The sequence below is a fragment of the Streptomyces sp. NPDC051064 genome (assembly GCF_044455985.1).
Taxonomy (GTDB): domain Bacteria; phylum Actinomycetota; class Actinomycetes; order Streptomycetales; family Streptomycetaceae; genus Streptomyces.
This window is the reverse complement of sequence record NZ_JBITFK010000011.1, coordinates 127,990-153,158: the sequence shown is the minus strand read 5'-3', so window position 1 is coordinate 153,158 and position 25,169 is coordinate 127,990. Positions and strand designations below refer to the sequence as shown.

The following is a 25,169-nucleotide window of genomic DNA, read 5'->3' as shown; positions in this document are numbered from 1 at the left end:
CGGGGACGCCTTGAAGACCCAAGAGGACGGGACAGCCATGCCTTCTTTCGACACTCCCGAACCGATCTCGGTCACCGCACACGTGGAGGCCGGTTCCATCCAGTTCACCGCGGGCGACCGCCTCGACACGGTGGTCGCGATCCTGCCCCGTGACCCGAAGAAGGACGTGGACGTGCGGACGGCGGACCAGACCGAGATCACGTACGCCGGCGGCACACTGACGGTCAGGACGCCCAAGACCAACCTGCTCGGCCGCACCGGCACCGTGGACGTGACCGTCGAACTGCCCACGGGCTCACGCATCGACATGACCGGCGCCTGGGCCCAGGTGCTCGGTGAGGGCCGGCTCGGCGAGGTCCGGGTGAAGACCTCGTCCGGGGACGTCCGCCTCGACACGACCGGCCCACTGTGGCTCAAGGCCTCCCACGGCTCGATCAGCGTGGACCGGGTCGAGGGCCTGGCCGAGATCACCACCAGCTCGGGCAGCCTGCGCGTCGGCATCGTCGACGGCCCCGCCGTCCTGAAGAACTCGCACGGCACCACGACCGTCGACGCCGTGACCGGCGAAGTCCGGGTGAGTGGCGCCAACGGCGACATCGAGATCCGGCGCGCCGAGGACTCGGTGACCGCCACCACCGCCCACGGCACCCTCCGCGTGGGCGAAGTGGCGCGCGGCACAGCCCAGCTGGAGACGAACTACGGCGCCATCGACATCGGCGTCCGCGCGGGCACGGCCGCCTGGCTCGACGTCAACTCGGGCTCGGGCCAGGTTCGTAACGCGCTCACCGCGTCCGACGCCCCGGAGGAGACCGAGGACACCGTCAAGATCCGCGCCCGCACCCGGCACGGAAACATCGACATCCGCCGCGCCAAGGCCGGAACGGCCTGAACACCGGCCCCGCCGGCTCGCCCACCACGCCCCAGCCACTTCACCCTTCGAACGGGAGGGCTCCATGCCTTCACCTGTCATGCCCACGTCCAATCGAGAGCCCGGCGCGCAGTCACCCGCCGCCATCTCCGCCGTCGGTCTGCGCAAGTCCTACGGGGACAAGACCGTCCTCGACGGCATCGATCTGCACATCCCGGCGGGGTCCGTCTTCGCCCTGCTCGGCCCGAACGGCGCCGGCAAGACCACCGCCGTGAAGATCCTCTCCACGCTCATCACGGCAGACGGCGGGCAGGCGCAGGTCGCGGGTCACGACCTCACTGCGGACCCGCAGGCGGTGCGGGCCGCGATCGGCGTCACGGGTCAGTTCTCCGCAGTCGACGGCCTGATCACCGGCGAGGAGAACATGCTCCTCATGGCCGACCTGCACCACCTCTCCCGCAGCGAGGGGCGGCGCACCACCGCCGAACTGCTGGAGCGCTTCGACCTGGTCGATGCCGCGAAGAAGCCCGCCCAGAGCTACTCGGGCGGCATGAAAAGGCGCTTGGACATCGCCATGACCCTGGTCGGCGGCCCGAGGATCATCTTCCTCGACGAGCCGACCACCGGCCTCGACCCCCGCAGCCGCCACACCATGTGGGGCATCATCCGCGAACTCGTCGCCGACGGCGTCACCGTCTTCCTCACCACCCAGTACCTGGAGGAGGCGGACGAACTCGCCGACCGCATCGCCGTACTCCACGACGGCAAACTCGCCGCCGAGGGCACCGCCGACGAACTCAAGCGGATGATCCCCGGCGGACACATCCGGCTCCGCTTCACCGACCCGGCCGCATACCGCTCCGCCGCCTCCAGCCTGGGCGAGGTCACCAGGGACGACGACGCGCTGTCCCTGCGGATCCCGAGTGACGGCAGCCAGCGCGAGCTGCGCTCCATCCTCGACTGGCTGGACTCGGCCGGCATCGAGGCGGACGAACTGACCGTGCACACCCCCGACCTCGACGACGTCTTCTTCGCGCTGACCGGCCCCCTGACCGGCCCGTCCAACGTCCCCAGCCAGCCCAAGGAGAACGTCCGATGAGCTCCCTCTCCCTCACCGTGCGCGACTCGTCCACCATGCTGCGCCGCAACCTGCTGCACGCCCGGCGCTACCCGTCGCTCACCCTGAACCTGCTGCTCACCCCGGTCATGCTCCTGCTGCTCTTCGTCTACATCTTCGGAGACGCCATGAGCGCGGGCATCAGCGGCGGAGACCGCTCCGACTACATCGCCTACATCGTCCCCGGCATCCTCTTGATGACCATCGGCTCCACCACGATCGGCACCGCCGTGTCCGTCTCCACGGACATGACCGAGGGCATCATCGCCCGCTTCCGCACCATGGCCATCCACCGGCAGTCGGTGCTCATCGGGCACGTCGCCGGCAGCGTGCTGCAGTGTGTGATGAGCGTGGTCCTCGTCGGGGCCGTCGGAGTGGCCATCGGATTCCGCTCCACGGATGCCACGGCCATGGAGTGGCTGGCGGCGTTCGGGCTGCTCGCGCTGTTCGCGCTGGCGCTCACCTGGATCGCGGTCGGCATGGGGCTGGTCAGCCCGAACGCCGAGGCGGCCGGCAACAACGCCATGCCGCTCATCTTCCTGCCGCTCATCTCCAGCACCTTCGTACCGGTCGACGCCATGCCGGGCTGGTTCCAGCCGATCGCCGAGTACCAGCCCTTCACCCCCGCCATCGAGACCCTGCGAGGCCTCCTCCTCGGGACCGAGATCGGCCACAACGGATGGCTCGCGGTCGGATGGTGCCTGGCGCTCACGGTCCTCGGCTACCGCTGGTCCAAGGCACGGTTCGACCGCGACGCGAAGTAACCGGCCTGCGATTCGGACCGCCTCCCGCGAGCGATGTCATCGCAGCGGGAGTCAGTCCTTGCGCCCGGTGGTGGCCACGGTGACGCCGAGGCCGATCATCGCGAGCCCGCCGACGCCGCCGACCAGGGAGAGCCGCTGAGGCGAGCGGGCGAACCAGTCCCGCGCAGTGGCCGCGACCAGCCCCCACGCGCAGTCCGAGACCACGGCGATGACATTGAAGACCAGGCCGAGCACGAGCATCTGAGCCGCGACGTGCCCCTGGTCACGGTCGACGAACTGCGGGAGGACGGCCGCGAAGAACACGATGGTCTTGGGGTTCGACACACCGACGGCGAACCCCTCCCAGAACGTGCGCGAGCCACCCTGAGCCGCCGCGCCGCCGGCGAACGCGGCCCGCAGCGAACCGCGCTCCCGCCAGGCCTTGACGCCGAGATACACCAGGTAGGCGGCGCCTGCCAGCTTGAGCACCGTGAAGACGAGGGCGGAGCGCTCGACGACGGCCCCGATCCCCGACGCCACGGCCACGATGAGCACGTAGGCGCCCAGCGTGTTCCCCACGACCGTGGTCAGCGCGGCGCGGCGTCCCTGGGCCAGCGCCCGCCCGATCACGAACAGCACGCTGGGGCCGGGGACGATGATCAGCAGGAACGACATGGCCGCGAAGGCGAGCAAGCGGTCGGTGGACACCATGACGGTCATGCAAGCACGGGGAGGGTTCGCTCCTCCACCGGTTTCCCGGCCCGCCGCACGGTCCGGACGGCCCCAGGCCGAGAGCTCTTCGCGGGGTGCCGCGGCGGGTGAGGTCGGGCGGCTGCCGCGCAGCGCCCGTCCTCCGGTGTCATCCGCCGTCAGGAGGCGGTGGCTCCGTAGACGCCCATCTCGTGGATCGAGTAGCCCCAGGTCGTCTTCCGCTCGACCCCCTGCACGCGGACGTATCGCACGGCCTCGTCGGCGGTGAGCCGCACGACGTCGTTGCCGCAGTCGTCCGGGCGCTGCGTGGACACGGTCTTCCACTCCTTCCCGTCCTGGGAGGTCTGGACGGCGTACTCCGCCGCACAGGCGCCCTCCCAGGCGAGGGTCACCGCGGCGACTCGCGCCGGGGCGGCGAGCTCGATCTGCACCCACTCGTCGTCCGAGTAACCGGATGCCCAACGGGTGCCCATCAGGCCGTCGTTGACATGGCCGGGTGCCAGGCGGTCGAGGTCCTGCTCCACGCTGGACGCGGATGCCGTTCCTTTCAGGGCCAGGTTCTCCCCGCCACCCGCGGAGTCCCAGAGCTGCAGCCGGACACCGGCCTGGACGAGGAAGGCGTCGAGCACTCCGTCACCGACCTTGGGCTGGGCCTTCCCCCAGGAATTGCGCGGCGGATCGACCCGCACGGCGCGGGCCCGCTGCTGGAGCTCGTCGGACTCGGCGAGCAGCCGGCCGGAGGTCTCCTCGTCCCCTGACTGCCGCGCCTGGAGCGCGTCGAGCATCGTCACCACCGCCTTGCCCCACAGCTCGGTCGCATCCAGCCAGGGCGCCGCGTCGACGGTGAAGCCCTCTTCCACGGATCCGCCGCGGATCGTGGCCGGGGACCGCTCGACGGCGGTCGCGTAGGTGCGCAGGGCCTTGACGGCGCCGGTGCGGTTCCCCTCGTCCCATGCCTTCCAGAACTCCGCTGTGCGCCGCGCGAGTTCGGGTGCCTGGGGCTGCCAGGGAGTGGTGTCGAAGGTCGGGGCCATGTGTTCGAGGTCGCCGAGAACGAGCAGGGCGTCGGTGGCCTCGCGGTCGCCGCCCGCGAGGTAGGACATGGCGTTACGCCAGTTCCTCTCCGCGTCGTACGCCCGGTCGTTCCAGGTGAAGTCGGCGGTCCCGAAGACGGCGACCTTGCTCGCGTACGGCTGGTTCATGGGGTTCGCCACGATCCCGGAGATGTGCTCGGACAGGCCCGCCTCGCGCTTGTCGTACGGTGCGAGCAGCAGCCGTCCGCTGGTGTTGCCGAAGTCGTTGACCGGATAGTTGTCCCAGACGAAGACCTTGCGGCCGAACGCCTTCGCCGCCTGCTCCGCCTCCTCGTCGGTGATCTGTGCGGGAACGACGCCCACGCCGGTCCACATCACCTCGACCGCGGGGTCCAGTGTGTCCCGTAAGGCCTGCTTGTAGGGCGTTTCGGAGAGGTCCGAGTACTCGGTGGGCACCATCTGCAAGGGCCACGTGCCCTCGTGGGTCGCGATGAAGGTGCGCTGTACGTCGTTGAGCAGGTCGACCTGGGCCTTTCCGGCCGCTCCTCTGCCCGGCTCGCCGTACGCCTCCCGGTCGCCCTCGCAATTCCAGCTGGCGTAGTCGATGTCGTCGAGCGGGAGGGAGAAGGCGCGGGTCCCGAGGTCGTACAGGGCCTGGAGCTTGGCCTTGAGCGCCTTGCGGTCGGCGGGGTCGGAGTAGCAGATCGACTCCCCGGGGGAGACGGCGAAGGTGAAGCGCACATGGTTCGCCGTGGCCCGCCGCACCAGCTCGCCCAGCTCCGCCAGCTTGTCGGCGGGATAGGGCTCGCGCCACTCACCCCGGTGGTAGGGGTCGTCCTTGGGCGCGTAGACGTACGTGTTCGCCTTGACGTCCCCGTAGAAGTCCATCTGGTCGAGGCGTTCGGCGGGCGTCCAGGGCTGGCCGTAGAAGCCCTCGATGGTGCCCCGCAGCGGCATCGACGGGAAGTCGCTGACCCGTACACCGGACACCTTCCAGCCGTGGTGTCCGGAGCGGACGAACAACTGGCGCAGGGTCTGGACGGCGTAGAACTGGCCGGCGTCGTCCTTGCCGCCGAGGGTGATCCGGGAGCCCGGTCCGGTCCGCGAGACGCGCAGGGCGTAGCCCTCCGGGTGGTCCGGTACCGCCGTGTCGCCGAGTCCCGCCGCGATGTCGGAACGCGTGGCCGGACCCAGCCGCACGGTGAGCAGTCCGGCGGCGGCCTCGGGAACCTTTCCGGGAGCGACGATGTCCACCCGGTGGGCGCCGTGCGCCTTCAGCTCGCGGACGAGGCGGTCACGGGCAGCGGCATCCGTGTCCTTGTCCGCCACCACGAGCACCCTGCACGTCACGACGGCGTCCCCGCCCGCTCGGGCGAGGGACTGCGGGGCCGGCGAGACCGACGGCACCGCCGCGGTCGCACGCGGAGCGGCATCGGTGGCGACGGCGGGGAACGCGTCGAGCGCCATGGCGCTTGCGAGTGCGAAGCACACACCGAGCACCGTGGTGGCCTTCAGGTTTCTTCCCATGAGCTCTCCAAGCATGGTCTAGACCATCAAATGCCCTTGCTCTCATGGATGGTGCGGCGTCAGGAGCCGAGGAGTAAGACGTATGGGGTCTAGACCTCTTCGACGCTCCCCTTTACTCTGGCCAACACGGTCCGCCAGGAGCTACCACCTTGGCATGCCCCGCTCACGGCGGCGCGACACGCGGGTCCGCGCCGAGGTGGAGAGGGTCCGGCGCCACGCGGTCGGACCTACCGTCGCCCGTCGACCAGGCCGGACTCCCAGGCCCAGGCGGCGATCTCCACACGGTTGCGGGCTGACAGCTTGATCTGGACGTTGGCGAGGTGCGTCTTCACCGTGCCCACCGAGATGGACAGTTCGACGGCGATCTCGGCGTTGGTCAGTCCTCTGGCGACCAGACGCACCAGATCCTTCTCCCGCGCGGAAAGCGCGGTGTGCGGCTCCCGGGGCGCGGGCGCCGCGCTGTTGAGGCGCCGCAGCAGCCGTACGGTGATGGCCGGGCTCACCAGCGCCTCGCCCGAGGCGGCCGCCCTGATGGCCTCGACCAGCAGGGCAGGGCCCGAGTCCTTGATCAGGAATCCGGAGGCCCCTTCACCCAGGGCACGCTGGACGTACTCGTCGTCGTCGAACGTCGTGACCACGACGACCTTCGGCGGATCCACGGTGCCGGGGCGAGTCAGCCTGCGCAGCGCCTCCAAACCGTCCATGCGGGGCATACGGATGTCCATCAGCACCACATCGGGCCGGTGGCGCTCGGCAAGCTCCACCGCGAACACCCCGTCCGAGGCCTCCGCCACGACGTCGATGTCGTCCTCCGCGGCGAGGATCATCGCGAACCCGGCTCGGACCATCGCCTGGTCGTCGGCGATCAGCACACGGATCGTCATCGGACCGCCACCCCTGCCGTGGACACGGGAAGCGTCGCCTCGACGCCCCAGCCGCCCGCCGTCACCGGGCCCGCCTGGACAGTTCCCCCGATCAGGCCCACCCGCTCCGCCAGGCCCTTCAGCCCGAAGCCGCTCTGGGAGACATGGCGCGGCCGCCCGTCGTCGCTGACCCGTACGGTGAGCCGGTCTCCCGAACGGGCCACACGCACCCGCACCTCGGTGCAGCCATGGGCGTGCTTGCGTACGTTGGTGAGGGCCTCCATCACCACCCGGTGTGCGGTGGTGGTCACCTCCACCGGCAGGTCGTCGAAGGTCCCTTCCAGATCGAGCCGGGCCCGGGCGCCTCCGACGGCCGAGAACTCCTCTACGAGGGAACGCACTTCGCCGATGCCCGCCAGCGGCGTCAGGGCCACTTCCCCATCGGCGCCGCGGAGCATCCCCACCATGTGCCGCATGGATGTCAGCGCCTCCGAGCCCGCCTGCTCGATCCTCTGCAGCGCCGGCGGCACCAGTTCGGGCCGCCGGTCCGCGATCGCGTGGGCTCCCTGCGCCTGGACGACGATGCCGGTCACGTGGTGGGCGACGAAATCGTGCAGGTCCCTGGCGAACTCCGTCCGCTGCTCCAGTCTGAGCGCCGCGGCCTGCCGTCGCCGGTCCGCCAGGAGCAGGCGCATCCCGAGGCCGATGCCCAGCGCCGTGACCGCTGCCAGGGCGAAGAGCAGCGCGAAGATGGTGGTGGACTGCCGCACCGAGACCGACACCGGCCGCAGCACGATGGCCATGAACAGCACGGGGACGGCCACGGCCGTCCACGACGGCGCCCCGCGTCGGGCGACGACCAGCAGGATCCACACCAGAGCCGCCGGTTCGGCGTATCCCAGCGCCTGCGCCCCGATCGTCATCTCCATGTGCAGCAACACCGAGAGACACAGCGAAATGACCGCCAGTGTGCAGCCGGCCGCCGGCAGCGCCCGGCTGCCGAGCCGGGGCGAAGCGACGACCAGAGCGATGGCCAGCAGGGCGCCAGCCAGCTTGGCGGTGCCCAGCGCGGAGTCGTCGGGGTCCCCGATCCGGTAGAAATCGCCGCCCACCCAGTCCAGCACGACGAGGCCGGCCAGGGCCACGACCAGAACCAGCCGGACCGTGACAAGCAGCTGCGGATGGTCCTTCCCCCGTGTGGCTGTGGGTGCGGCCAACCTCGCCGGCATCTCTCTCACCGTCCTCCCGCCGACCGGCCGAAAGTCGGAGTCGGCCGCGCATGATCTGTCTTTTGCCCGATCCGCCGCAGGCCACGGCGGAGAAGAGTGGTGTCCACCCGGGCGGCGTGTCATAGCCGACCCTCCCACACGCACAGGAGTCACATGAACCACGCAGAGGTGCACCAAGGAAGCGGGCCGGGGTTCGGGCGCCCCGTCGGCGCGGCTGCGATCGAGGCCCATGGGCTCGGCAAGCAGTACCGGCGCGGCTGGGCGCTGCGGGACGTCTCCTTCCGGCTGCCTGCCGGACGGGTGTGCGGCCTGGTCGGCCCGAACGGCGCCGGCAAGAGCACCCTGATGGGCCTGGCCACCAACATGATCCGGCCGACCACCGGCGCCCTGCGGGTGTTCGGCGCGGCGCCGGGGTCGACGGATGCCGTCCTGCGGACCGCGTTCCTGACCCAGGAGAAGCCGCTGTTCCGGCGCTTCACCGTCGCGGAGACCCTGCGGCTGGGCCGCGAGTTCAACCCCTGCTGGGACCAAGAGGTCGCCGAGGGCATCGTCCGCGCGGGCCAGGTGCCGCTGAAGGCGAAGGTCGGCACACTGTCCGGGGGGCAGCGCACCCGCGTCGCCTTCGCCCTGGCTTTCGGGAAGCGCCCTGACCTGCTCATCCTCGACGAGCCGATGGCCGATCTGGACCCGCTGGTCCGCCGCGAGCTCATGGCCACCCTGACCGCGGAGGCCGCCCAGCACGGCACCACGGTGCTGGTCTCCTCGCACATGCTCGCCGAGCTGGAGCACATCTGCGACTACCTGCTCGTCATCGCGAACGGCGGTCTGCGCCTCGCGGGCGAGGTGGAGGAACTGCTCGCAGCACACGCGCTGTTCGCCGTCTCCGGGGACGGCTCGTCCCCCGCCCTCGCGCCGCACAGCGTCATCGGATCGCACGACGAGGGCAGGCCGGGCGTCCTGGCCCGTCTCAGCGGACCGGTCGAATACGGCGGACAGGCCGAGCCTCCCACCCTGGAGGAGCTCCTGCTCGCCTACCTGCGGTCACCCGACGCGCCTGCGCTGATCGCCCCCGGCGCCCGCGTCGGCGACATCCACGACATCATCACCCACGACCGGACGAAGGCTGTGACCGCATGACCACGCTCACTCACGACCCGGCCCGTACAGCGCCCACCGGCCCGGCACGCAACCACTGGATCCCCCGGCTCGGCGGTCCGGTCTGGCTCGTCTGGCGCCAGCACCGCGCCGCGTTCTGGACGCTCATCGCCGCCATGCTCCTCGGCGTGCTCGTCATGGTCTATCTGCGCGGGCAGACGATGGACTTCCTGGCCGCCCAGGACCCGACCTCGCGGAAGTCGGGGGGCCTGCCACCCGAGTTCGAGACGTACGTCAACCGTCTGCACAGCATCGGGAGCTACCTCAGCTACATCCCCGTTCTGGCCGGTGTCCTGCTCGGGGCTCCGCTCATCGCGGGCGACCTGGAGACAGGAACCGCCAAGCTGGTGACCTCGCAGTCCGTCAGCCGACTGCGGTGGCTCATCACGAAACTCGCCGTTCCCGCCGCGATGCTCGCTCTGTCGACCGGCGTGCTCACCGCCGTCCTCACCTGGTGGTGGAACCCGCTCAAGGGGCTTTCCGACGCCCTCATCTGGACCTCCTTCTTCAGTGTCACGGGGGTCGTACCGGTGGCCTACGCCCTGCTCACGTTCACCGTGGGCGTGGCGGTCGGCCTGCTCCTGCGCCGCACGCTGGTGTCGATGGTGGTCACGCTCGGCATCGTCGTGGCGATCGGGTTCGTCTGGGACGAACTCTGGCGGAGCCTGGGACACATCATGTCGGTCAGCACCGACAAGGGCGTCGGGCCCGGTGCGGTACGGCCGGAGCTGCCTGTCCAGGCGGAGCAGCAGGGACAGGGCACCTACTTCCTCACCGGCTCCGGAGACCGCCTGGACTGGACCACCTGCCTCGACCAGGTGGAGAACGACCGGGCGCACACCGCCTGCCTGGAGTCCAAGCACGTCATCGGCTGGTCCATGGACTACCTCCCCGTCTCCCAGATGCAGACGATGCAGTGGCTCGGAGCCGGCATCATGCTCGCCGTCGCCGCCGCCGTCGCCACCTTCGTCATCCTCTGGGGGCGCAAGCGGCTCCTGTGACCCGTGGCCCCCGGGGCCGGGGGCTCACCGCGCGGTCCGGAGGACGCCCGGACCGGTTGGCGGGGAGCGGGCGCCGCGTGGTGGACTTCGTGTACGGACGGAGAGAGACGGTGGCGCAGGGCATGGCCGATCACAGCACGGACCACGGGTATCTGCTGGACAACCAGCAGTCGGAGGCAGGCATCCGATTCGGTGCGCTGTCCGAGCTGTTCGATCCGGTGACGTTCCGGCACGTCGACCGGATCGGCATCACCCGGGGCATGCGGTGCTGGGAGGTCGGGGCGGGCGGCCCCTCCGTGCCCGCGGGTCTTGCCGAGCGGGTCGGAGCAACGGGGCAGGTGGTCTGCACCGACATCGACGTGTCCTGGGCACGCGAAGCCGCCTCCGAAGTCGTCGAGGTCATGCGCCATGACGTCGCCGCCGACCCTCCGCCGCCGGGTGGCTTCGACCTCGTGCACGCCCGGCTGGTCCTGGTGCACGTCGTCGACCGCGCGGAGGCGCTGCGCCGCATGATCCAGGCGCTGCGACCGGGTGGTGTGCTGCTCCTGGAGGATGCCGATCCGGGGCTGCAGCCTCTGCTGTGCCCGGACGAGTCGGGCCCCGAGCAGCGGCTCGCCAACCGTCTGCGCTCCGGGTTCCGTGAGCTCATGGCCGCACGCGGTGCCGATCTCACGTACGGCCGGACACTGCCCCGGCTGCTGCGCGAAGGCGGCCTCGACGACGTACAGGCGGATGCCTACTTCCCGATCACCTCGCCGGCCTGCACCGTTCTCGAGGCAGCGACGGTCCGGCAGATCCGTGGCCGGCTCGTGGCGGCGGGGATCGCGACCGACGAGGACATCGACCGCCACCTGTCCAACGTCGCCACCGGACGACTCGACCTGGCGACGGCCCCCTTGGTCTCCGCCTGGGGGCGCCGCCCGTAGAAGGCGCGCGCCGGCGCGGGCTGTCGTCCGCGGTGTACGCCGACCCGCCGAGCAGGCCGGACTCCTGGGCAGGCTGCGCAGCCCCGCCTCATCCGCATGTACGACACGCTGACGGTCGACCACCCGGACGGCCAGGAGCCGGACGGCGTCACCGTCGTGCGGGAGTGCCTGGCCCCCACGCACGAGCGACGCGAGGCCGGAGGACCGTGACGGTTGCCGCCGCGATCCCCCGCGCCGTCCGTCGCGGCCGTCGGCGCGGGAGACCACCGGGCCCCGCCCGGCAGGGCCGGTGGCGGCCCTCGGTGACCTCAGGCCCGCTTGTCATCGTCCCCCACCTGGCACTACTGTCGCCACGCCTTGGTGAACGGGAAATCGGTGTGATGCCGGTGCGGCCCTCGCCACTGTGATCGGGAAGTCCGGCTCCGGCCCTCGCGGGCAGCCACTGGGTCCTTGTGACCCGGGAAGGCGGAGTTCGGGCGGTGGTACCCGTAAGCCAGGAGACCGGCCAAGGCACTTCAACCATCCACGAGGTGCTGGAGAGGGTCTGCTGAGTCATGCACATTGCCGAGGGTTTTCTGCCTCCGGCGCACGCGATCGCCTGGGGTGTCGCGTCCGCGCCGTTCGTCGTCCACGGAGTCCGGTCACTCACGCGTGAAGTCCGGGAGAACCCCGAGAGCACGCTGCTTCTGGGGGCTTCCGGGGCCTTCACGTTCGTTCTTTCCGCATTGAAGATCCCCTCCGTGACCGGGAGCTGCTCGCATCCCACGGGCACGGGGCTGGGGGCCATCCTGTTCCGTCCGCCGATCATGGCGGTCCTGGGCACCATCATCCTGCTGTTCCAAGCGCTCCTGCTCGCCCACGGCGGGCTGACCACGCTGGGTGCCAACGTCTTCTCGATGGCGATCGTGGGGCCCTGGGCGGGGTACGCGGTCTACAGGCTGCTGCGCCGGTACGACGTGCCGCTGATGGTGGGGGTGTTCTTCGGCGCGTTCGTCGCCGACCTGTCGACGTACTGCGTCACGAGCGTGCAGCTGGCGCTCGCCTTCCCGGACCCGAGCACCGGCTTCCTGGGCGCGCTCGGCAAGTTCGGCTCCATCTTCGCGGTCACCCAGATCCCACTGGCGGTGAGCGAGGGGCTCCTGACCGTTCTGGTCATGCGGCTCCTCGTGCAGTCCAGCAAGGGAGATCTGACCCGGCTCGGTGTGTTCCTCGCCGGCAGGCGGGACCGGACCAGGACGGCCGAGACCGAGGCGGTGGCCCGATGAACAGGAACACGAAGATCAACACCCTTCTGCTGCTCGTCGTGGCCGCGCTGGCCGTCCTGCCGCTGGCCCTCGGCCTCGGCGACGACGAGAAGGAGCCGTTCACAGGCTCCGACGCCCAGGCCGAGACGGCGATCACCGAGATCGATCCCGCATACGAACCCTGGTTCTCCCCGCTGTACGAACCACCGTCCGGCGAGATCGAGTCGGCGCTGTTCGCCCTCCAGGCCGCGTTGGGCGCGGGCGTCCTCGCCTACTACTTCGGTCTGCGACGCGGGCGCCGCCAGGGCGAGCTGCGCGCGAGCGTGCAGCAGGACGGCTCCGGCGCCGGGGAACCCGCGGCCCGGGGGGACTGAGACTCGTGCTGCCGATCGACGCGGCGGCGCACAGCAGTCGCTGGCGCCGCCGCCATCCCGTGGACAAAGCCGTACTCGGTCTGGGACTCACCATTCTGGCGATCTCGCTGCCGCCCTGGCCGGGAGCCGCACTGATCCTCCTCACCGCCGTCACCGTGCTGCTGGGGCCGGCCGGTGTACCCGCCCGCCAACTCTGGCGGGCCTACCGGGTTCCCCTGGGTTTCTGCGTGACCGGGGCGGCCACACTGCTCGTACAGGTCGGCGGGCCGGAGGGACTCGTGACACCGGCCGACGGGGGGCCGGTCCGTGCCGGGGAACTGCTGCTGCGCACCTCGGCGGCGTCGCTCGGAGTGCTGCTGTTCGCCTTCACCACCCCGATGTCCGACCTGCTGCCGCGCCTGGTCAGGGCGGGGGTGCCGGCGCCGGTGGTGGACGTCGCCCTGGTGACGTACCGCATGAGCTTCCTGCTCCTCGACTCGGTGCGCCGGGTCAGGGAGGCCCAGGCGGCCCGGCTCGGGCACACCACTCGGGCCGCCGCCTGGCGGTCGCTGGCGGGGCTGGGGGCCACCGCGTTCATCAGGGCCTTCGACCGCGCGGCACGGCTCCAGACCGGGCTCGCCGGGCGTGGTTACGACGGGACCCTGCGCGTCCTGGTCCCCGACGCTCGTGTCTCCGGCCGGTTCGTGGCCGTGAGCGTCACCCTGCTCGCGACCCTCATCGTGCTGACGCTCGTCCTGGAAAGGCCCCTCTCATGAGCGAATCCGTACTGCTCGCCCTGCGGGGCGCGTCCTTCGCGTACGAGGACGGCCCTGCCGTGCTCAGCGGCCTCGACTTCGAGGCGCGGGCGGGGCGTGCGCTCGCCCTGCTCGGCCGGAACGGCAGTGGGAAGACCACGCTGATGCGTCTGCTCAGCGGCGGGTTGCGCCCCCGTGAGGGGCAGTTGACGGTGGAGGGCCGCCCGGTCACGTACGACCGGAAGGGCCTGACCCGGCTGCGCACGACGGTCCAACTGGTGGTGCAGGACCCGGACGACCAGTTGTTCGCCGCGTCCGTCTCCCAGGACGTGTCCTTCGGACCGCTGAACCTCGGGCTGCCCGACAGCGAGGTGCGGGCCCGGGTGGACGAGGCGCTGGGCGCCCTCGACATCACGGCGCTGGCGGACCGGCCCACCCACCTGCTCTCGTACGGGCAGCGCAAACGGACCGCCATCGCGGGCGCGGTCGCGATGAGGCCCCGGGTGCTGATCCTCGACGAGCCGACCGCCGGACTCGACCCGGACGGTCAGGAGCGGCTGCTCTCCACGCTGGGCACCCTCCGGGAGAGCGGCACCACCGTCATGATGGCCACGCACGACGTCGACCTGGCCCTGCGCTGGGCCGACGACGCCGCGCTCCTCACCCCCTCGGGTGTCCGCGCCGGGCCGGCGCCGGCAATGCTCGCCCGTACGGATCTCCTGGAGGAGGCCGGGCTGCGGCTGCCGTGGGGCATCGCGACCGCCCGACTGCTGCGCACGCACGGCCTGCTGGACACGTCGACGCCCGGTCCCCGCACCCCCGAGGAACTCGCGGGCTACGCCTCACCCGCCGACGGGAGGGGGCAGGTCACCGCCCGCCGGTGAGGGGTCAGATCACGCGGAAGAGGTCGCCGGCGGCATCCACATCGGTGAGGTCCTCGATGCTGCGGCTCGCAGTCGCTCCGCCGTGTCCTGTGCGCCCATCGCCATCTCCCTGATCGAGAACCCTGCCCGGGGCCGGAGGGTTACGGGCCCGCCGGTCCGCGGCCATCATCATGCCGACCGGGGCAGGCGCCATTTCGCACGTCCTCGACAAGGGGAATGAACAAAACGCGAGGGCGAGTTCCGTAAGCCGGTTCTCGCCCCCGCCGTGGGAAGAGACTCCGAGCGGGGACCAGTCCGCGTCGCCGCCTCGATGCCGGCGCCAAGGCCGTAGCCACGGCGACGAGGCACGAAGAAATACTTTCGGCGAACGCGACAACGAGCAGGAATTGAGATCCTTGAGGTCCGGGCCGAACGGGCCGGGCTTTCCTGCCGACGGTCCGGAAGCGCGAATTGATTTCCCGCACGCAGCCGACGGCTTACGTCGAACCCGGCCTTCCACACGCTGTCGATGTTCTCGGCCCCTCGGGGAGTGCCCAGACCAGAACCCCGGAGCTGCTCGCTCCGGGCAGCCACCACGCCGGGTCCACAAACGATCCAGTCAACCGCAGCCGTGTTTCCAGCGGGTTAACAAAACCCGCTGGCCGAACCACTGTGCGAATATGACGGATGCCGATCGCCCTGCATATGCACCGCCCCCGGAAGCGCGGATGATCTCAAATAGTGAGAACGGATCGGCTGGCGCGCCCTGCATGCCCACAGCGCTCCGCCACATGATTCGGCTCGTCAGGCATCTACTTTCGGACTCTTCACAAAGGGTTAACTCCATAATCCCCCTGGCCTGTTAGCGTCCCCAGGAACGGGTGAAGTCCAGGAGGAGGTGAAGCGTGCGAGCAGCGGCGGTCCGGTTCGTACTCGCGATCCTGATGGGCTTCCTGTTGGCCCCGTACTCCGGCACCCCGTCGGGGGACGCGCACGCCTCCGCCCCAGGGTTCGAGGCAGCAGCTCTCCCGGAAGCGACCACGGGCGAGGCGCACGGCGAGTACGGCACATGCGGCACCTCCGAACGCGGGGACGAGTCGAACGGCCTTCTGCGCCACCGGGACCGGCATCGCTCCGCGAGCGTCCCCGCCCCGGAGACTCCTTCGCGTTCCGTCGTGACGGTCGACGCAGGCGGCCTGCTCGCTCCGGCGGCCGTCGCCGCGATGGGCAACGCGCACCACACCTCCAGATCCTCGACCGCGCACTCCTCCACCGTGCTCCAGGTGTTCCGCTGCTGAGCTGACCCGAGGCGCCCGGTGGCCTGCCCCCCTCTCGACCCGCTGCTGCGGGCTCATCGACACGGGGTCATGTCGCCTGCCGTCCAGGCTCCCGTTCTCACACGTATGCCGACGCGCCGCCCTCAGGCGCGCCAGGAGGAACACTGGTATGCAATCTCTCGTCGATCACTCCCGGACAGATGCGCTACGCATCAGCGACAGCGTCATCTGGGCACCGCCGCCCGGCGACGTGCGCTCGGCCCCCTTCCGCACGGGATGAGGGCCGCCATGGACAGGGTCTCCAAGTTCCCTCACCTGCGGCAGGATTTCGCCGCGTCACTCGTTGTCTTCCTCGTCGCCCTGCCGCTGTGCGTGGGCGTCGCCGTCGCGTCGGGGGTCCCGGCGGAACTGGGACTGATCACCGGCATCGTGGGCGGGCTCGTCACCGGCCTCATGCGCGGCAGCAGTCTCCAGGTGTCGGGGCCGGCCGCCGGTCTCACCGTGCTCGTCTTCGAGGCCGTCCAGACCTTCGGGCTGCCCGCGCTCGGAGTCATCGTGCTGACGGCGGGTCTGCTCCAGCTGGCCATGGGCGCGCTGCGGCTGGGCCGCTGGTTCCGGGCGATCTCGGTCTCGGTGGTCGAGGGCATGCTCGCGGGCATCGGCCTCGTCCTGATCGCGGGTCAGCTCTACGCGGCGGCCGGTGTCGAGGCACCGCTCTCCGGTACGGGCAAGATGGCCGGCATTCCCGGGCTGCTGGCCGACAGCGTGTCCAGTCCCGCGGCTCTCGCCTCACTCGCGGTGGGCGCCGGGACGATCGCCCTGATGGTGGGATGGAACAGGATGCCGAAGCGGGTGCGGGCCGTCCCGGGCGCACTCGCCGCGGTCGCGCTGGCCACCCTCGCCTCGCTGGCGTTCGGGCTGCCGGTCGAGACCGTTCAGGTCCAGGGGCTCGTGGACGCCGTCCAGGCCCCCTCGCTGTCGGAGTTCGGCGGGCTCGCGAGCCTGAGCCTGCTCGGGACCGTGGCGGCGTTCACCTTGATCGCCTCCGCGGAGAGCCTGTTCAGCGCGGCCGCGGTGGACCGGCTGCACGACGGACCGCGTACCGAGTACGACAAGGAGCTGATGGCCCAGGGCACGGGCAACACCGTGTGCGGACTCCTGGGCGCACTGCCGATGACCGCGGTCATCGTGCGCAGCTCGGCCAACGTGCAGGCGGGTGCGCGTACGCGGGCCTCCCGGGTGCTGCACGGTGTGTGGCTGCTCCTGTTCGCGGCGCTCCTTCCGTCCGCGCTGGGCCTCATCCCCCTCCCCGCGCTCGCCGGCATCCTCATCCACGCCGGATGGAAGCTGATCCCGCGGCGCGCGCTCGTGACTCTGTGGCGGGAGCACCGTGGTGAGGCGATGATCCTGGTCGTCACGGCGGTGGCGATCGTGACGGTGAACATGTTCGAAGGAGTTCTGACCGGTCTGGCCCTGTCGGTGGCCAAGGCGGCCTGGGACGCCTCGCACATCAAGCTGGAGGTCGTCGACAGCAATCCCGACGGAGTCCGGGCCCGCCTGTCGGGCAACGCGACCTTCCTGCGGCTGCCGAAGATACTCGACAGCCTGGAGGCCCTTCCCAAGGACCGGCCCATCTCCCTGGACCTCTCCGGCCTGCACCATCTGGACCATGCCTGCCGTACGGCTCTGGAGAACTGGGCCGAGCGGCACAGCTCGTCCGGCACCGAACCTGTGCAGCTGACCCGGTCCGACGTGGTGACGGCTGCTCCCTGAGAGCGCGGACGACTCGCCGGGCGCCCTCCTCGGGCGTCCCGGCGAGTCGTCCCCTGCGGTCAGCCGTTGGGCAGGATGACCGCGCGGCCGTTGATCTTGCCCGCGTGCAGCCGCTCGTAGGCGAGCGGGGCCTCGTCGATGGAGTACGTCTCGACGTGGACCTCGACGGCCCCGGCGTGGGCGAGCTCGATGACTTCGGCGAGCTCCCTGCGCGAGCCCCAGTACGGCGCGGAGACCGACGTGGAGAACGGCAGGACGCCGAAGCCGACGGGCAGCAGGCCGCCGCCGATCCCGACGATGGTGACGTCGCTGTCGATGGAGGCGACCGCGCCGGCCGTCTTCACGGTCGGCTCGGCGCCGACGAAGTCGAGGACGACCTGGGCACCGATGCCACCGGTGAGTTCGCGGACCTTGGCGGCCGCGTTCTCGTCGGACAGCACCGCCTCGTGGGCGCCCACGGTCCGGGCGAGTGCCAGCTTCTCCTCGGTGACGTCCAGTGCGATGACCCGTACGGCGGTCATGGCACGCAGCAGTTGGATGGCGACGTGACCGAGGCCGCCGGTACCGATGACCACGGCGGTGGCGCCGGGCGACAGCTTCGGCAGCGAGCGCTTGATCGCGTGGTACGGGGTGAGGCCCGCGTCGGTCAGCGAGACGGTCTTGACCGGGTCCAGGTCGCCGATGGGCGTCAGGTGCCGGGCGTCGTCGACGATCATGTACTCGGCCATGGCGCCCGGGTTCCCCAGGCCGGGCGGGTTGATGCCCAGGTCGGCGGCGCGCAGACAGTAGTTCTCCCGGCCTTCCGCGCAGTTCACGCAGGTGCCGCAGCCCCACGGACCGTAGACGGCGACCGCGTCTCCCACCGAGACGCCCTCGGCGCCCTCGCCGAGCGCCGCGACCGTACCGACCCCCTCATGACCGAGCGTGAGCGGCAGCTCGTAGGGGAACCCCTCGGCGGGCCAGCTCATCACGGCGATGTCCGAGTGGCAGACACCCGCGGCGCTGACCTTCAGCAGGATCTGACCGGGCCCCGCCACGGGCTCGGGTATCTCGACGACCTCGGGGGCGGCGCCGACGGTGCGGTACTGGACGGCTTTCATGTCTCTCCTTCGTTCCGTACTTCCTTTGTGACCCTCGTGGTGGCGGTGCGCCACTCGGGGATCAGGGGGCGGAGTAGCCGCCGTCCACCAGGTGGTAGCTGCCGTGGATGAAGGAGGCGCGGTCGGAGAGCAGGAAGGCGATGAGTTCGGCGACCTCCTCCGACGTGCCGAGACGGCCCGCCGGGTGCAGGGAGATCAGGTGGTCGCGGGCAGGCCCGTCGGTGTCGCGGAGCAGCGGGGTGTCGATGAAGCCCGGGCCGACCGCGTTGATGCGGACGTTCTGTGCCGCGTATTCGAGTGCCGCGGTCTTGGTGAGGCCGACGACGCCGTGCTTGGCGGCGACGTACGCCGGAGAGTTCGCGAAGCCGTTGGTGCCGAGGATCGACGAGACGTTGACGACGGCGCCGCCGCCCGCGGCCAGGATGGCCGGGAGCTCGTGGCGCAGCGAGTAGAAGACGCCGCTGAGGTTGGTGGCGACGACCCTGTTCCAGTCCTCGATCCCGTACTCCCCGGTGGGCTGCGAGGGGCCGCCGATGCCGGCGTTGTTCACCGCGAGGTGCAGGGCTCCGAAGGTGTCGACGGCGAACCGCACGCCGGCCTCGACGGAGGCGGGGTCGGTCACGTCGAGGGCAACCGCGGCGGCGCGGGCGCCGGTGGCCTTCAGCTCGTCGGCGGCCTTGCGGGCGCTCTCCTCGTTGTAGTCGGCGACGACGACGGCCGCGCCGCTCGCGGCGAGCCTCCGGGAGAGGGCGAGGCCGATGCCGGACGCGCCGCCGGTGACGAGGGCGACCTTGCCGGCGAACTCCGCCTCGTAGGCGGTGGGAAGGGGGGTGCTCATGGTGTGCTTCCTTGCGTGGTGCTGTGGGGCGCCGGCCCGTCCTGCCGGGGTTCCAGCAGGTTCGCGGAGAGGGCGTCGAAGGCGTGTACGACGAACTCGGGCAGGGCGGCCGGCCGGCCACCCCGTACCCATGCCGCCTGGGCCGCGAGGAGCGCTCCGGCTCCCGCGGCGACGGCCACGGCGGGACGGAGGTCCTGCCGTGGGTCGGCACCGAGGCGTTCCGCGAGAATCGCCACCGACTCCTCCTGGGCGTCCACACGGATGTGGTGGTACGCCGCGTACAGAGTGGGTTCCTCCTCGGCCATGCGCAGCAGGTCGAAGATGCGTGGCCGCAGATGCCAGGGCTCAGCCTCCGGGTCGTCGAGCCAGTCGAGGACGGCCCGGCGGTAGGCGGTGAGCGGTGGCTCGGCCAGGGGGCGCTCGCGGAGCGCTCGGTTGATCCTGTCGCCGTCGCCCCGCACTGTGTCGAGGACGGCGGCCTCCTTGCTCGGGAAGTACCGGCTGAAGGTGCGCCGGTCGACGTCGGCCGCCTGCGCGATCTCCTCGACCGTCACGCTCCGCAGACCGCGTTCGAGTACGAGATCGAACGCGCTCCGCGCCAGCGCGTCCCGGGTTTTGCGCGCCTTGCGGCTGCGCCGTTCCGGGACGTTCCCTGTCGCATTCATAGATGCATCGTACACCTTAAAATGTCCCGCTGGGACTTCTGTCCCATCGGGACATCTTCGGCCCCTGGATGTGCGTGCCGGCCGACGGCCCGCCTCCCGTCACGCCAGGGTTTTCGTCTCCCCCTCCGGCACCTCCTCGCGGCTCCGGCTCAGCGCGCCCGGCCACCAGGCGACAGGCCCTATGTCCCTCACCAGCGCGGGGACCAGGAGCGAGCGCACGACGAGGGTGTCCAGCAGGACACCGAACGCGACGATGAACGCGATCTGGACGAGGAAGGCCAGGGGGATGACTCCCAGGGCCGCGAAGGTGGCCGCCAGGACGACACCTGCGGAGGTGATGACCCCGCCCGTGGTGGTCAGCCCGCGCAGCACACCCTGCCGGGTGCCATGGATCAGGGACTCCTCGCGGACGCGGGACATCAGGAAGATGTTGTAGTCCACGCCGAGGGCGACCAGGAAGACGAATCCGTACAACGGCACGGAGGAGTCGGTGCCGCCGAAGCCGAAGACATGCCGGAAGACGAGCGACGAGATGCCCAGCGTGGCCAGGAAGTTGAGCGCAACCGTGGCCACGAGGAGCAGCGGCATGAGCAGCGAGCGGAGCAGGCCGATCAGGATGACGAGGATAATGACCAGCACCACGGGCACGATGATGTTGCGGTCGTGCTCGGCCGTCCTCTGGGTGTCGTACTGCTGTGCGGTGTAGCCACCGACCAACGCCTCGGAGCCGGGCACGGCGTGTACCGAGTCGCGCAGCCGCGTGACCGTCTCCTTCGCGGCGTCGCTGTCCGCCGCGTCCGCGAGGGTCGCGTCGATGCGGACCCGTCCGTCCACGACGAGCGGTTCCCCGCCGCCCGGACGCCCCGAAGCGGTCATGACGGAGACGCCCGCGACTCCGGGAACCTCCTCGGCAGCCGCGACAACCTGGTTCGACCGGTCCGCGGCGGCGATCACGACGGCGGGGTTGCCCGATCCGCCGGGGAAGTGGCGGCTCAGGGTCTCCTGCGCGGCGACGGACGGCGCGTCGTTGACAAAGATCTCTTCGAGGGGGACTCCCTTGGAGTTCAGTGTGGGCATGAAGGCCGCGCAGGCGAGGAGGCCGGCCAGCGTGACGGCCCACACCTTGCGCGGGGAGCGGTCGACCAGCCCCGCGATCCTCGACCAGATCCCCTTCGAACCGGAATCGGCCTCGGCCCCGCCCTCGTCCGGGCCCGACGGCCAGTACGCGGCCCGGCCCAGCAGGACCAGGACGGCGGGCAGGAAGGTCAGAGCACTCAGGACGGAGCACACGATGCCGATGGCACCCACGGGGCCGAGGGCGCGGTTGTTGGTCAGGTCGCTGAGCAGGAGAGCGAGGAGTCCCAGCGCCACGGTGGCGGCGCTGGCCGTGATCGGCCCCGCCGATTCACGGAGTGCCGCGCGCATCGCGGTCCACTTGTCGGGCTTCCGCCCGAGCTCCTCACGGAACCGCGCGGTGAGCAGCAGCGCGTAGTCGGTGGCGGCTCCGATGACCAGGATCGACAGGATGCCCTGGACCTGCCCGTCGACCCGGACGATGTCGTGGTCAGCCAGTACGTACACGATCGCGCAGGCCACGCCGAGCGCGAAGACCGCGCCGATGATGATGATCAGAGGGAGCAGGACACCCCGGTAGACCAGGAGCAGGATGACGAGCACGGTCACCAGGGCGACGCCCACCAGCAGTCCGTCGATCCCGGCGAACGCGTCGGACAGATCGGCCTGGGAGGCCGCGGGGCCCGCGAGCCCGACCACCGTTCCCGGCACCTCCTCCATGAGTGTCCGGACATGTGCGAGGGCGTCCGGGAGTTCGTCCCCCAGGTCCGGCCTCAGCTGGACCACGCCCTCCAGTGCTTTGCCGTCCTCGGACAGCAGCGCCGGGCTCACCTCCCCGGCGACTCCGGGGCCGCCCTTCGCCGAGGCGAGAGCGGCCGTGGCCGCCTTCCGCTGCTCGGGGCCGAGCTCCTCACCCTGCTCGGCCGACGTCCAGACCACGACGGCGGGCACGGTCTCCTGCTTGCTGAACGCCTTCTGGGCTTCGACGACCCGGGTGGACTCCGCGCTCTGCGGCAGGAACGCGGCCTGGTCGTTCGTGGCCACCTCCCCGAGCTTCCCGGCGTACGAGCCGAAGGCACCGCCGACGACGAGCCAGGCGAGGACGAGGAACACAGGGACAAGAAACAGCCGGCGGACCGGCTTCGGTGCGGTGGACATGACACTCCTGGGTCGGCCCGCGATCTCTCAATCATGATGTATCTCAATCATCGAGATTACATGCCGCACGGTCCAGCCTCCCACCGGCATGGCGGTTCAGCGCCGAGGAACCTGCATACGGGCGAGTTCACCGTTCATCCGGCCGAGGAAGCGGAGCGTGGCCTCCAACTCCTGGGGCGCGGACGTGGAACGCGCGCCGGCCGCCGCCTCCGCGAGGGGCATGAAGAACGAGCGCGCGGCCGCCTTGGCCCCGGGCTCGTAGTGGAGATGCACGACTCGGCGGTCGGAGCTCTCGCGTGCACGCCTGATGTGGCCCGACCGCTCCAGCCGGTCCAGACACGCGGTGACCGCGCCGGACGTCAGACCGAGGTGCTCGCGCAGTCGTCCCGGAGTCAGCGGCGCATCCGCGTCGAGGATCGCGCCGAGTGCCTGTACGTCCGTGGCATGCAGGCCCTGCGCGTGGGCGAAGGCGTGGACCAGCCGGTTGATCTCACTGTTCATCCGGCGCAACTGCGCGGCGAGAGCCTGGAGATCCGACACCCCCGCCATATCCGCGCCCGATCCGTCGCGAGGGTTGTCTGCACTGTCCACCGCCCCATACTAGGCGCGCACGACGGCACCGCGACCGCCGGACAGGAGAGAGCGCCCGGTCCGGAAGACGCCCTGCCGTGGACTTCTACAGTGCTGTAGATTTGGCACGCTGCCGCGGACCGGGGAGTCCCGGCCGCCGGGGAGAGCTCCTCACACCCACAGGGAGAAGACAGCCGTCATGTTCGGAATCAGCGAGATCGCGATCTTCCTCATCATCGCGGTCCTGATATTCGGTGCCAGGAAACTCCCCGAACTCGCCCGTTCCCTGGGCAAGTCGGCGCGGATCCTCAAGAGCGAGGCCCGGGCGCTGAAGGCCGACGGCATCTCCCCAACGGTCCCGGCGGACCCGCCCGCCGACGGGGCGAACGACCCGCGCGTCATCAGGGGGACGGCCACCGAGAAGCCCGGGCCTCACTGATCCCTGCCGCTCCGCCACCCGCAGGGTGGGCCTCGGCGTGTCCGCAAGCGGAATCGCTCCCGCGGGGAGACCGTGGACGGAGGGGACCCGATCCGGAGCGAGGCGTCATGGAGAGCAAGGACGACAGCGGCGGGCTGCGGTGCCTGGTGACGGGCGCGACGGGCTACATCGGGGGCCGCCTCGTACCCGCACTCCTGGAGACCGGCCACCGGGTGCGCTGCCTGGCGCGGACCCCGGAGAAGCTGCGGGACCACCCGTGGGCGGGCGAGGCCGAGGTGGTCAAGGGGGACGTGACCGACGCGGAGTCCCTGGGCGCGGCGATGCGCGACATCGACGTCGCGTACTACCTGGTCCACGCGCTGGCCACCGGGCCGGGCTTCGAGAGGACCGACCGCGACGCGGCACGGAACTTCGGCGAGCAGGCGAGAGCGGCCGGCGTCCGGCGCATCGTCTATCTGGGCGGGCTCACGCCCCCGGGCGTCCCCGTACGGGAGCTGTCCCCGCATCTGCGCTCGCGCGCCGAGGTCGGGCGCATCCTGCTCGATTCGGGGGTACGGACGACCGTGCTGCGCGCAGCGGTCATCATCGGTTCCGGTTCGGCGTCCTTCGAGATGCTGCGCTATCTCACCGAGCGGCTGCCGGTCATGGTCACCCCCAGCTGGGTGTCGACACGGATCCAGCCCATCGCCGTGCGGGACGTGCTGCGCTACCTCGTGGGCAGTGCGCACATGCCCGCCGACGTGAACCGCACCTTCGACATCGGCGGACCCGACGTCATGACGTACCGCGACATGATGCAGAAGTACGCCCAGGTCGCCGGGCTCCCCCACCGGCTGATCCTGCCGGTGCCGATGCTCTCACCGGGCCTGTCCAGCCACTGGGTCGGGCTGGTCACCCCCGTGCCCGCGTCGATCGCCCGCCCGCTCGCGGAGTCCTTGCGCCACGAAGTCGTGTGCCAGGAGCACGACATCGCCGATCACGTCCCGGACGGCCCCGGGCAGCCCTTCTCCTTCGCCACCGCCCTCTCGCTCGCGTTGCAGAGGGTGCGCGAGGCGAGGGTGACGACGCGGTGGTCCTCCGCCTCCACCCCGGGCATTCCCAGCGATCCGCTCCCCACAGACCCGGACTGGGCGGGCGGGAGCCTCTACACCGATGTGCGCGAGCGCGATGTGGACGCCTCCCCCGAGGCCCTGTGGCGGGTCGTCGAGGGGATCGGCGGTGAGAACGGCTGGTACTCGTTCCCGCCGGCCTGGGCGGTCAGGGGCTGGCTGGACCGGCTGGTGGGCGGAGTGGGCCTGCGCCGGGGAAGGCGGGACGCCCAACGGCTGAGGGTCGGGGACTCGCTGGACTTCTGGCGGGTCGAGGAGATCGAGCCCGGCCGGCTGCTCCGGCTGCGCGCGGAGATGCGGCTGCCGGGTCTGGCCTGGCTCGATATGTACGTGGAGAAGGGCGAGGACGGCCGGTCGCACTACCGGCAACGGGCGGTCTTCCACCCCTCCGGACTGCTCGGCCACGCCTACTGGTGGAGCGTGTCGCCTTTCCACGCCGTGGTCTTCGGCGGGATGGCTCGCAACATCGCGCTGGCGGCGGGCCGGGGAACGGCTGGCCCGGCATGACCGTGGCGATCGTCCTGTTCACTTCCGACCTGCGGCTGCACGGCCATCCGCCGCTGCACTCGGCGCTCGCTTCGGCCGACGAGGTGGTGCCCCTCTTCGTTCTCGACGAGGGCGTGGAGGCCGCCGGGTTCGGCGCACCGAACCGGCGCGCGTTCCTGGCCGACTGCCTCAGGGACCTGGACGCCGTGCTCCTCGAACGCGGCGAGCGCCTGATCGTCCGCGAGGGGGACGTGGCCGACGAGGTCGGCTAAGTCGCCACCGAGGCGGGTC

General features: G+C 70.8%; 24 protein-coding genes, 1 pseudogene and 1 riboswitch. Of the genes and pseudogenes, 15 read left to right on the top strand and 10 right to left on the bottom strand.

The window, feature by feature from the left end; translation table 11 throughout:
- Positions 1–37: 37 nt before the first annotated feature.
- From ACIBCU_RS33135 to ACIBCU_RS33125, 3 genes are all read left to right on the top strand, one after another.
- Complete coding sequence (locus ACIBCU_RS33135) at positions 38–889, top strand: DUF4097 family beta strand repeat-containing protein (RefSeq protein WP_399235982.1); 852 nt, start codon at positions 38–40, stop codon at positions 887–889.
- A 64-nt stretch (positions 890–953) separates the two neighbouring features.
- The gene (locus tag ACIBCU_RS33130; RefSeq protein WP_399235979.1) at positions 954–1,967 is read left to right on the top strand and encodes an ATP-binding cassette domain-containing protein; all 1,014 of its coding nucleotides are present in this window, start codon (positions 954–956) and stop codon (positions 1,965–1,967) included.
- Positions 1,964–2,749 (top strand): ABC transporter permease, encoded by a 786-nt coding sequence (locus ACIBCU_RS33125; protein WP_399235977.1) that lies wholly within the window; start codon positions 1,964–1,966, stop codon positions 2,747–2,749. Before ACIBCU_RS33130 ends, ACIBCU_RS33125 begins: the two co-directional genes overlap by 4 nt.
- A 51-nt stretch (positions 2,750–2,800) precedes the next feature.
- Here the strand turns inward: ACIBCU_RS33125 and ACIBCU_RS33120 are convergent, their stop codons facing one another.
- From ACIBCU_RS33120 to ACIBCU_RS33105, 4 genes are all read right to left on the bottom strand, one after another.
- Positions 2,801–3,439, bottom strand: coding sequence for a LysE family translocator (locus tag ACIBCU_RS33120; protein ID WP_362928551.1), 639 nt, complete (start codon positions 3,437–3,439; stop codon positions 2,801–2,803).
- A 158-nt stretch (positions 3,440–3,597) separates the two neighbouring features.
- Complete coding sequence (locus ACIBCU_RS33115; protein WP_399235975.1) at positions 3,598–6,000, bottom strand: beta-N-acetylglucosaminidase domain-containing protein; 2,403 nt, start codon at positions 5,998–6,000, stop codon at positions 3,598–3,600.
- A gap of 227 nt (positions 6,001–6,227) precedes the next feature.
- Positions 6,228–6,884: a response regulator transcription factor gene (locus tag ACIBCU_RS33110; protein WP_362928448.1), complete on the bottom strand. Its 657-nt coding sequence runs from the start codon at positions 6,882–6,884 to the stop codon at positions 6,228–6,230.
- Entirely contained in the window at positions 6,881–8,080 is a 1,200-nt protein-coding gene (locus ACIBCU_RS33105) for a sensor histidine kinase (RefSeq protein WP_399235973.1), read from the bottom strand. The genes ACIBCU_RS33110 and ACIBCU_RS33105 overlap by 4 nt, the downstream gene beginning before the upstream one ends.
- 165 nt (positions 8,081–8,245) lie before the next feature.
- Here ACIBCU_RS33105 and ACIBCU_RS33100 point away from each other — a divergent pair, with 165 nt between their 5' ends.
- The 7 genes from ACIBCU_RS33100 to ACIBCU_RS33070 all read left to right on the top strand — a co-directional run bounded on the left by ACIBCU_RS33100 (position 8,246) and on the right by ACIBCU_RS33070 (position 14,410).
- Complete coding sequence (locus ACIBCU_RS33100) at positions 8,246–9,229, top strand: ABC transporter ATP-binding protein (protein ID WP_399235971.1); 984 nt, start codon at positions 8,246–8,248, stop codon at positions 9,227–9,229.
- A complete protein-coding gene (locus ACIBCU_RS33095) occupies positions 9,226–10,248 on the top strand; it encodes an ABC transporter permease (protein WP_399235969.1) in 1,023 nt (340 codons plus the stop codon). Before ACIBCU_RS33100 ends, ACIBCU_RS33095 begins: the two co-directional genes overlap by 4 nt.
- A gap of 122 nt (positions 10,249–10,370) precedes the next feature.
- A complete protein-coding gene (locus ACIBCU_RS33090; protein ID WP_362928547.1) occupies positions 10,371–11,174 on the top strand; it encodes a methyltransferase domain-containing protein in 804 nt (267 codons plus the stop codon).
- Positions 11,175–11,493: 319 nt separating this feature from the next.
- A riboswitch (cobalamin riboswitch) is annotated at positions 11,494–11,699 on the top strand.
- 29 nt (positions 11,700–11,728) lie between these two features.
- Entirely contained in the window at positions 11,729–12,439 is a 711-nt protein-coding gene (locus ACIBCU_RS33085; RefSeq protein WP_362928440.1) for an energy-coupling factor ABC transporter permease, read from the top strand.
- Positions 12,436–12,792 (top strand): energy-coupling factor ABC transporter substrate-binding protein, encoded by a 357-nt coding sequence (locus ACIBCU_RS33080; RefSeq protein ID WP_399235967.1) that lies wholly within the window; start codon positions 12,436–12,438, stop codon positions 12,790–12,792. Before ACIBCU_RS33085 ends, ACIBCU_RS33080 begins: the two co-directional genes overlap by 4 nt.
- 5 nt (positions 12,793–12,797) lie before the next feature.
- On the top strand, positions 12,798–13,547 hold the full coding sequence (gene cbiQ / locus ACIBCU_RS33075) for a cobalt ECF transporter T component CbiQ (RefSeq protein ID WP_399235964.1): 750 nt from the start codon (positions 12,798–12,800) through the stop codon (positions 13,545–13,547).
- The gene (locus ACIBCU_RS33070; protein WP_399235962.1) at positions 13,544–14,410 is read left to right on the top strand and encodes an energy-coupling factor ABC transporter ATP-binding protein; all 867 of its coding nucleotides are present in this window, start codon (positions 13,544–13,546) and stop codon (positions 14,408–14,410) included. The genes cbiQ and ACIBCU_RS33070 overlap by 4 nt, the downstream gene beginning before the upstream one ends.
- A 4-nt stretch (positions 14,411–14,414) precedes the next feature.
- On the opposite strand, the gene ACIBCU_RS33065 is transcribed toward ACIBCU_RS33070, so the two are convergent.
- Positions 14,415–14,603 (bottom strand): hypothetical protein, encoded by a 189-nt coding sequence (locus tag ACIBCU_RS33065; RefSeq protein WP_399235960.1) that lies wholly within the window; start codon positions 14,601–14,603, stop codon positions 14,415–14,417.
- A gap of 691 nt (positions 14,604–15,294) precedes the next feature.
- Here ACIBCU_RS33065 and ACIBCU_RS33060 point away from each other — a divergent pair.
- Together ACIBCU_RS33060 and ACIBCU_RS33055 are read left to right on the top strand one after the other, a co-directional pair.
- Positions 15,295–15,687 carry a hypothetical protein gene (locus ACIBCU_RS33060; RefSeq protein ID WP_362928430.1) on the top strand — a complete coding sequence of 131 codons (393 nt, stop codon included), beginning with the start codon at positions 15,295–15,297 and terminating at the stop codon, positions 15,685–15,687.
- Between the two features lie 267 nt (positions 15,688–15,954).
- Positions 15,955–17,439 (top strand): SulP family inorganic anion transporter, encoded by a 1,485-nt coding sequence (locus ACIBCU_RS33055; RefSeq protein WP_362928428.1) that lies wholly within the window; start codon positions 15,955–15,957, stop codon positions 17,437–17,439.
- 59 nt (positions 17,440–17,498) lie between these two features.
- Here the strand turns inward: ACIBCU_RS33055 and ACIBCU_RS33050 are convergent, their stop codons facing one another.
- The 5 genes from ACIBCU_RS33050 to ACIBCU_RS33030 form a co-directional block, all read right to left on the bottom strand.
- On the bottom strand, positions 17,499–18,539 hold the full coding sequence (locus ACIBCU_RS33050) for an NAD(P)-dependent alcohol dehydrogenase (RefSeq protein WP_362928427.1): 1,041 nt from the start codon (positions 18,537–18,539) through the stop codon (positions 17,499–17,501).
- A 61-nt stretch (positions 18,540–18,600) separates the two neighbouring features.
- Complete coding sequence (locus ACIBCU_RS33045; protein WP_399235957.1) at positions 18,601–19,377, bottom strand: SDR family NAD(P)-dependent oxidoreductase; 777 nt, start codon at positions 19,375–19,377, stop codon at positions 18,601–18,603.
- Positions 19,374–20,042: a TetR family transcriptional regulator gene (locus ACIBCU_RS33040; protein WP_399235954.1), complete on the bottom strand. Its 669-nt coding sequence runs from the start codon at positions 20,040–20,042 to the stop codon at positions 19,374–19,376. Before ACIBCU_RS33040 ends, ACIBCU_RS33045 begins: the two co-directional genes overlap by 4 nt.
- A 99-nt stretch (positions 20,043–20,141) precedes the next feature.
- A complete protein-coding gene (locus ACIBCU_RS33035) occupies positions 20,142–22,274 on the bottom strand; it encodes an MMPL family transporter (protein ID WP_399235952.1) in 2,133 nt (710 codons plus the stop codon).
- A 96-nt stretch (positions 22,275–22,370) separates the two neighbouring features.
- Positions 22,371–22,865, bottom strand: coding sequence for a MarR family winged helix-turn-helix transcriptional regulator (locus ACIBCU_RS33030; RefSeq protein ID WP_399235950.1), 495 nt, complete (start codon positions 22,863–22,865; stop codon positions 22,371–22,373).
- Between the two features lie 178 nt (positions 22,866–23,043).
- On the opposite strand from ACIBCU_RS33030, the gene ACIBCU_RS33025 reads away from it, so the two are divergent.
- The 3 genes and pseudogenes from ACIBCU_RS33025 to ACIBCU_RS33015 all read left to right on the top strand — a co-directional run.
- Positions 23,044–23,283 (top strand): twin-arginine translocase TatA/TatE family subunit, encoded by a 240-nt coding sequence (locus ACIBCU_RS33025; protein ID WP_399235948.1) that lies wholly within the window; start codon positions 23,044–23,046, stop codon positions 23,281–23,283.
- Positions 23,284–23,390: 107 nt separating this feature from the next.
- The gene (locus tag ACIBCU_RS33020; protein WP_362928418.1) at positions 23,391–24,899 is read left to right on the top strand and encodes an SDR family oxidoreductase; all 1,509 of its coding nucleotides are present in this window, start codon (positions 23,391–23,393) and stop codon (positions 24,897–24,899) included.
- Positions 24,896–25,144 (top strand): annotated as a pseudogene (locus ACIBCU_RS33015) (deoxyribodipyrimidine photo-lyase); the annotation flags it as partial. The gene ACIBCU_RS33020 and the pseudogene ACIBCU_RS33015, both read left to right, overlap by 4 nt.
- Positions 25,145–25,169: the final 25 nt, after the last annotated feature.

Coding starts and splice junctions, on each gene's coding strand:
- ACIBCU_RS33135 (WP_399235982.1), top strand. CDS start 38: ATGCCTTCTTTCGACACTCCCGAACCGATCTCGGTCACCGCACACGTG.
- ACIBCU_RS33130 (WP_399235979.1), top strand. CDS start 954: ATGCCTTCACCTGTCATGCCCACGTCCAATCGAGAGCCCGGCGCGCAG.
- ACIBCU_RS33125 (WP_399235977.1), top strand. CDS start 1,964: ATGAGCTCCCTCTCCCTCACCGTGCGCGACTCGTCCACCATGCTGCGC.
- ACIBCU_RS33120 (WP_362928551.1), bottom strand. CDS start 3,439: ATGGTGTCCACCGACCGCTTGCTCGCCTTCGCGGCCATGTCGTTCCTG.
- ACIBCU_RS33115 (WP_399235975.1), bottom strand. CDS start 6,000: ATGGGAAGAAACCTGAAGGCCACCACGGTGCTCGGTGTGTGCTTCGCA.
- ACIBCU_RS33110 (WP_362928448.1), bottom strand. CDS start 6,884: ATGACGATCCGTGTGCTGATCGCCGACGACCAGGCGATGGTCCGAGCC.
- ACIBCU_RS33100 (WP_399235971.1), top strand. CDS start 8,246: ATGAACCACGCAGAGGTGCACCAAGGAAGCGGGCCGGGGTTCGGGCGC.
- ACIBCU_RS33095 (WP_399235969.1), top strand. CDS start 9,226: ATGACCACGCTCACTCACGACCCGGCCCGTACAGCGCCCACCGGCCCG.
- ACIBCU_RS33090 (WP_362928547.1), top strand. CDS start 10,371: ATGGCCGATCACAGCACGGACCACGGGTATCTGCTGGACAACCAGCAG.
- ACIBCU_RS33085 (WP_362928440.1), top strand. CDS start 11,729: ATGCACATTGCCGAGGGTTTTCTGCCTCCGGCGCACGCGATCGCCTGG.
- ACIBCU_RS33080 (WP_399235967.1), top strand. CDS start 12,436: ATGAACAGGAACACGAAGATCAACACCCTTCTGCTGCTCGTCGTGGCC.
- ACIBCU_RS33070 (WP_399235962.1), top strand. CDS start 13,544: ATGAGCGAATCCGTACTGCTCGCCCTGCGGGGCGCGTCCTTCGCGTAC.
- ACIBCU_RS33065 (WP_399235960.1), bottom strand. CDS start 14,603: ATGGCGCCTGCCCCGGTCGGCATGATGATGGCCGCGGACCGGCGGGCC.
- ACIBCU_RS33055 (WP_362928428.1), top strand. CDS start 15,955: ATGGACAGGGTCTCCAAGTTCCCTCACCTGCGGCAGGATTTCGCCGCG.
- ACIBCU_RS33050 (WP_362928427.1), bottom strand. CDS start 18,539: ATGAAAGCCGTCCAGTACCGCACCGTCGGCGCCGCCCCCGAGGTCGTC.
- ACIBCU_RS33045 (WP_399235957.1), bottom strand. CDS start 19,377: ATGAGCACCCCCCTTCCCACCGCCTACGAGGCGGAGTTCGCCGGCAAG.
- ACIBCU_RS33040 (WP_399235954.1), bottom strand. CDS start 20,042: ATGAATGCGACAGGGAACGTCCCGGAACGGCGCAGCCGCAAGGCGCGC.
- ACIBCU_RS33035 (WP_399235952.1), bottom strand. CDS start 22,274: ATGTCCACCGCACCGAAGCCGGTCCGCCGGCTGTTTCTTGTCCCTGTG.
- ACIBCU_RS33025 (WP_399235948.1), top strand. CDS start 23,044: ATGTTCGGAATCAGCGAGATCGCGATCTTCCTCATCATCGCGGTCCTG.
- ACIBCU_RS33020 (WP_362928418.1), top strand. CDS start 23,391: ATGGAGAGCAAGGACGACAGCGGCGGGCTGCGGTGCCTGGTGACGGGC.